The organism is Kitasatospora sp. NPDC059571 (genome assembly GCF_042735675.1).
Lineage (GTDB): Bacteria > Actinomycetota > Actinomycetes > Streptomycetales > Streptomycetaceae > Kitasatospora.
On the sequence record NZ_JBHWBW010000559.1, the window covers coordinates 1 to 4,733 of the forward strand.

Annotated in this window: 2 protein-coding genes; one reads left to right on the plus strand and one right to left on the minus strand. The window is 75.4% G+C overall.

What is annotated here, in order from left to right; translation table 11 throughout:
- On the minus strand, positions 1-3,546 hold a 3,546-nt coding region (locus ACFV0G_RS35470; protein ID WP_380556831.1), incomplete at its 3' end, for a S8 family serine peptidase.
- Positions 3,547-3,717: 171 nt separating this feature from the next.
- Here ACFV0G_RS35470 and ACFV0G_RS35475 point away from each other — a divergent pair.
- The gene (locus ACFV0G_RS35475) at positions 3,718-4,722 is read left to right on the plus strand and encodes a helix-turn-helix domain-containing protein (protein WP_380556833.1); all 1,005 of its coding nucleotides are present in this window, start codon (positions 3,718-3,720) and stop codon (positions 4,720-4,722) included.
- The last annotated feature ends 11 nt before the right edge of the window (positions 4,723-4,733 follow it).

Sequence of the window (4,733 nt, forward strand, 5' to 3'; positions counted from 1 at the left end):
GCCGGCCACGTGGAAGCCGGTCGGCAGCACCTGGTCGACGGTGCTGCCGCCGTCGTCCGCGGCCGTCACGTGCAGGGCGACGGTGCCGCCCGCCCGCAGGGCCTCGGCCGGCAGGACGGCCTCGTAGCCGCCGTCGTCACCGGTACGGGTGGTGTGCAGCTGGTGCCAGGTGGCGCCGCCGTCGGTGGACCAGGAGGCCTGGAGCGAGGTGACGCGGCTGGGTGCGGCGCCGGGGGCCCGGTGGGCGTCGAAGCCGATCCGCAGCGGCCGGCCGGCCCGGGCGTCGTTCGCGGTGTCCAGGTCGGTGCGGTACCCGAGGTCCAGCAGCGGGAGGACCAGCGGACCGTGGCCGGCCCTGCCGAGGTCGGTCCGGTAGGTCCAGGTGGTGCGGGCCTGCGTGCCGGCGGCGCGCAGGATCGGCATGGTCACGCCGCGGACCAGGGTCCAGGTGGTCCTCCCCTGCGGCATCCGGAAGTTCAGCGTGTCGATGCCGGGGTACGGGGTGTGGGCGACGACCTGCCCGTCGGCCAGCAGCGTGGCGCTGCGGGCGTACGTCCACGGCTCGCTCTGCCCCTCCAGGTAGCCGGTGAGGGAGTTGCCCGCGGAGTCGGCGAGGTCGTTCATGGTGAGGTACGCGTAGCCGGTGGCCGGGTCCTCGGCGAGTCCGGTGGCGGTGGAGGTCAGCGGCCCGCCGAGTGCGGCCTGCCGCAGGTGCTCACCGGTGCGGTACCGCACGGGCGCACTGCTGCCGAACAGCGCCGTCCGGGCGTCGAAGGAGGCCTGCACGGAGAACGACTGCATCCAGTCGACGCCCGGGCTCAGGTACTCGGTCCGGTGGCCGGGGTGCACGTACTCGGGGAAGGTCACCAGCACGGTGTTCCCGCTGCCGGCCGCCAGCGGCGAGCGGCTCTCGCTGATCCGGTCGCCGAGGGCGCCCGGCTGGCGCTGCTCGGTCTCCACCTCGGCCAGCGCCCGGACGTCCTTCGCGGTGAGGTCGTGCCGCAGCGCGCCCGGGAAGGACGGCCCGGTCCAGCCCAGGTCGTAGACGGTCGAGGCGGTCCACGGCCGGTTCGCGGCGACGGCGTCGTTCAGCCGTGCGTACTGCAGGGTCTCCAGTCTGCCGGTGGTCGCCGGGGTGTCCGTGGCCTGGCCCGCGTAGAGGTCGATGCCGTCCCCGCCGGCGGCCGCCGAGGTCGCGATCATGAGGTAGCTGAACAGGTTGATGCCCTGGTAGGTGGTGCTCCGGACGGCGCCCAGCGCGGCGACGTCGGTCTTGGCCGCGCCGCCCGGGACGGACGCCGAGAACGGCTTGCCCTTGCGGGCGTCGAAGACCACGTCGGTCGCACCGTTGACGGTGATCTGCGGCACCGTCAGCAGGGTGGCGGCGGTCCGGCCGTTCGCCTCCACGCTGCCCATCCGCGCCATCAGGCTCAGCGACGCACCGTTCTTGACGTACAGCGTGGTGCCGGAGGCGTCGAAATCGGTGTCGCCGAAGTCGCCGTTCTCCAGGTCCATGAAGCGGACGCCCGCGGTCCCGGGACGGCCCTCGCGGTCCAGCCCGGACAGGTGGACGGGGCAGTAGTCGCCCATCGACCAGAACGCCACCGCGAGGTCCAGCGAGGCACCGCCGCCGACCGGGGTGGCCACCACCCGGCCGCTGTACGGGCCGGGGGCCGCGGCGCTCACCCGCGGGTCGACGACCAGGGTGACGGTCGCCGAACCGCCGGCCGGCACCGCGACCCGGGCGTTGCCGAGGGTGGCCAGCCCGTCCGGTGCGGGGTTGCCGCGCACGTCGGCGAGGTGCAGGCCGAGGGTCAGCGTGGTGTCGGTGGAGCCGGTGTTGGTGAGCGTGACCTGACGGGTCATCGGCGTGCGGGCGGTGCAGTCGGCGGCGCCGAAGTCGAAGGTTCCGCGGTCGGCGACCACCTGCTGCCGGAGCGCCCGGGCGGCGTCGAGCCGCCCGGCGCCGACCCGGTACGCGCTGGTGCCCTGGTCGTCGGTGCTCTGCTGGAGGACCGCCTTGAGCCGGGCCGCGCCCCAGTCGGGGTGCGCGCCGGCGAGCAGCGCGGCGGCCCCGGCCGCGTGCGAGGCCGCCAGCAGGGTGCTGGAGAGCGTCGTGTACTGGCCGTCGACCACCGGTCCGGTGTCCGTCCCGGCGGCGTGCGCGCCGGTGATCGCCGCACCGGGCGCGGCGAGGTCGGGCTTGAGGCCGAAGTCGCCCGTCCGCGGGCCGCTGCTGGACCACATCGGCACCTGGTCGCCGGCGTCGGTCGCGCCCACCGCGAGGGCCTGTTCGGCCGCGGCCGGGGCACCGACCGTCTCACCGGCGAAGTCGCCCACCGGGGCGACGAACAGCGTGCCGTAGCGGTCGGTCAGCTGGTCGACGGACTGGCTCAGCGGGTCCTTCCCGTCGGTGCCCATGCCGGTGAACACGCCGACGTCGGCGATCCTGGCGCCGTGCGCGGCGGCCCACTCCATGCCGGCGATGAGGCCGGAGAGGGTGCCGTTGCCCTGGTCGTCGGCGACCTTGACGTTGAGCAGCCGGGCGTCGTACGCGATGCCCTTGCGCCTGCCGTCGGCCGCCGCACCGCTGCCGGCGATGGTGCCGGCCACATGGGTGCCGCTGCCGACGTGGTCGCCGGTGTCGGGTGCGTCGGTGAAGTTGGCGGAGGCCGCCACCGCGTCGGCCAGGTCGGGGTGGCCGGTGTCGATGCCGCTGTCGATGACCGCGACGGTGACGCCCTTGCCGGTGACGCCCGCGGCCCAGGCCTCGGGGGCGCCGATCCGGGTGAGGTTCCAGTCGAGCGCGGGGTCGGCGGCAGCCTTGGCCGCGGTGGCCTTGGCCGCGGTGCCCTTGGCAGCAGCCCCGGCCGCGGTGTCCTTGGCCGCGGTGTCCTTGAAGGGCGCGGCGTGGACGGGGGCGTCCAGCCAGATGTGGGTCACCCCGGCCAGCGGCCCGGCGGTGATGCCCTTGGCGGGTGCGGCGGACCGGGCGGCAAGCGCGGCCCGCCCGGCGGCGGTCAGCGCCGCGCCCAGGCCGGTGGCGGCCGCGCCGTGCGACTGGCGGACGGCGGTGGCGTGCAGGCCCGCGAGTTCCCGCACCGTGTGCAGCGAGCCGTCGGCGGGCAGCCCGGCGCCCGGTGCGTGCTGCACCAGCAGCGGGAGCGCCGCGGTGTGGGCGTCGTCGTAGCCGGCCCGGATCAGCGCGCTGACGTCGAACAGCTTCGGGTCGAGGACCGAGCCGAGCAGGGCCGCCGCGTCGCTGGGGACGACCGAGACGTGGTGGTCGCTGCCGATCGTGGTGCTGAAGAACACCGAGCGGCCGGGTATGGCTGCCGGGGTCACGCTGACCCGGGGCTGGGCGCCCTGCGGGTCCTGCACCAGGACCTTGTCGCCGGTGATCAGGGTGACCGACGCCCGGGCGGGCGCTGCGGTCCGCGTCGGCGCGGCAGTTGCGGCGGGTGCGGCACCGGCGGACGGCAGGACGGCGAGCGAGAGCACACCGGCGGTGGCGAGGGTCAACGCCGCGTGCATCGAGGGTTTCACGGTGGGGGGCTCCTGGCTGATTCGACCAGTGGACGGGGGAATTCGGAATTCGACCCGATTGCGGGCCGGGCGCCAGTATTCAGCCGGCCGGCAGCCCGGTGAAAGGCACCGGGGCGGCCATTGCGGACAGCGGCAGCAAGTTGCCACCCGTGGAACGGAAAGGGACAAGTCATGTATCGGGAAATCGGCTTGACGCCGACTCAGAGCAGGGTCTACGAATATCTGGTGGAGCATCCGTCGGCCGCCGCGGAGGACCTCGGGAACGCCCTCGGAATGGACCGGCCGGCCGTGGCACGGACCTTGCGGCGCCTCGGCGCGCTCGGCCTGCTCGTCCCCGGTGGCGACACGGCCGATCTCGCCCTGCTGCCGCCGGAGTTGGCCCTGGAGGCGCTGATCCGCCGACGCGAGGGCAGGCTCCAGGAGTTGCGGCTGCGCTCGGCCGAGCTGGCGGAGCGCCACCGGCGCGCCGCCGCCCGCCGGGACGCCGGCCCGGACGTGGTGGAGGTGGTCCGCGGCCGGCACGCCGTCGCCGCCCGGGTGGACCTGCTGGAGCGGCATGCGGTGAGCGGGGTGGACATCCTCAGTACGCCGCCCTACCTGGGCGGGTTCGTGCCCAGTGAGGAGGAGTTGGCGCTGTCCCGCCGGGGCGTGCCCGCCCGGGTGGTCTACTCCCGGCAGGCGCTGGAGATGGACGGCGCCGGCGAGACGGTGCGCCGGCTGCGGGAGGCCGGCGAGCAGGCCCGGGTGCTGGCCGAGGTGCCGATGAAGCTGCTGATCGTGGACCGTCGGACCGCCCTGGTGCCGCTGACCACGGGCGAGCAGGCGGCTGCCGTCGTGGTGCACCCGTCCGTACTGCTGGACGCGCTGGTGGCCCTGTTCGGCACGCTGTGGCAGCGGGCCCGGCCGCTGGACGGGGCACCCGGCGGGGCCCGGGCGGCGAGCGCCGCCGCGCAGGAGCGACAGCTGGTGGACATGCTCGCCGCCGGACTGAAGGACGAGACGGTGGCCCGGCACCTGGGTCTGGGCCTGCGCACGGCGCGGCGGCGGATCGCCGTCGTCATGGAACGGCTCGGCGCCTCCACCCGGTTCGAGGCCGGCTATCTGCTCGGCGGCCGGGCGGCTGCCGCGGAGGCCGGCCGCCGGGCGGCCCGGCCGCACGGCGCGGCCGAGGGCTGACGGATCGCGGC

Excerpts from the sequence above, each read along its gene's own strand:
- ACFV0G_RS35475 (WP_380556833.1), top strand. The coding sequence starts at position 3,718 with ATGTATCGGGAAATCGGCTTGACGCCGACTCAGAGCAGGGTCTACGAA.